At 69.1% G+C, this 1252-nt stretch carries 2 protein-coding genes; both read left to right on the top strand.

Features of this window, described 5'->3' with window-relative positions:
• Window positions 1–930, top strand: a 930-nt coding sequence (moaA, locus tag D7Y61_RS22405; protein WP_180869392.1) for a GTP 3',8-cyclase MoaA, incomplete at its 5' end; no start/stop codon positions are given.
• An 8-nt stretch (window positions 931–938) separates the two neighbouring features.
• The coding region (locus tag D7Y61_RS22400) for a cyclic pyranopterin monophosphate synthase MoaC (protein WP_275943050.1) at window positions 939–1252 on the top strand (314 nt) is incomplete at its 3' end.

Genomic DNA, 1252 nt, shown 5'->3' with positions numbered 1-1252 from the left:
TCGTTGACCGAAGCCTGCAACTTCCGTTGCAGCTACTGCCTGCCCGACGGYTACCAGGCCGATGGCCGCCCRCGCTTCCTGCAGGTGGAWGAAATCGCGCGCCTGGTGCGYGCGTTYGCSGCGCTGGGCATGAGCAAGATCCGCCTGACCGGCGGCGAGCCCAGCCTGCGCAAGGACCTGGAYGAGATCATCGCCACCGTGGCGGCGGTGCCGGGCATCCGCAAGGTGGCCATCACCACCAATGGCACGYTGCTRCCGCGGCGCCTGCCGGGCTGGCACCGCGCCGGCCTGACCGCGCTGAACGTGAGCATGGACAGCCTGCAGCGCGAACGYTTCARGACCATCACCGGGCATGACCGCCTGCCGGAGATCGAACAGGGCCTGGCCCTGGCGCAGGCGCTSGGCCTGCCGGCGATCAAGCTCAAYGCGGTGCTGYTGCGYGGCCTGAACGACGACGAGCTGCCGCAGTGGATGGACTACCTGCGTGACCGCCCCTTCAGCGTGCGCTTCATCGAACTGATGCGCACCGGCGACAACGAAGCCTATTTCCAGCGCCACCACCTGCGCGCCGACSTGGTGATCGAGCAGCTGCTGGCGGCYGGCTGGCACGARCGKCCGCGYGCSGCCGATGCCGGCCCGGCGCGTGAGTWCRGCCACCCSGACCATCGCGGCASSRTSGGCATCATCGCCCCGTATTCGCGTGACTTCTGCAAGGGCTGCAACCGCCTGCGGGTGACCGCCAAGGGTGACCTGCGGCTGTGCCTGTTCGGCGAGTTCGGCGTGCCGCTGCGCCCGCTGCTGCAGAGCGACGATGACCAYGACGCGCTGCTGGCACGCATYACCACRCAGCTTGGCCTGAAAGCGGCCGGGCATGGACTGCACCAGGGCCAGACCGGGCTGACCCCGCACCTGGCCTCCATCGGAGGATGAGCAACACGATGAGTGGGGAATTGAATGCGGCCTTCCATATGGCCGATGTCCGCGACAAGCGCATCACSCGCCGMCGTGCGGTGGCGGTGGGCGAGCTGCATGCCGGTCCRGTGGCCTATCCGCTGATCGTCGAGCGCCGCCTGCCCAAGGGCGATGCGCTGGTGATGGCCGAGATTGCCGGCCTGCAGGGCGCCAAGATGGCCTCGATGCTGATGCCRCTGTGCCACCCGCTGCCGCTGGAACTGGTGCAGGTGTTCTGCGCGCCGGTACCGGAACGGCAGGCGATCCGCGTGTGGTGCGAGTGCGCCAGCGAGGCGCGCAC

This window comes from Stenotrophomonas maltophilia (assembly GCF_013464485.1).
Classification (GTDB): domain Bacteria; phylum Pseudomonadota; class Gammaproteobacteria; order Xanthomonadales; family Xanthomonadaceae; genus Stenotrophomonas; species Stenotrophomonas maltophilia_AW.
The sequence above is the reverse complement of the archived record's forward strand: the minus strand, read 5'-3'. Positions and strand labels throughout refer to the sequence as shown.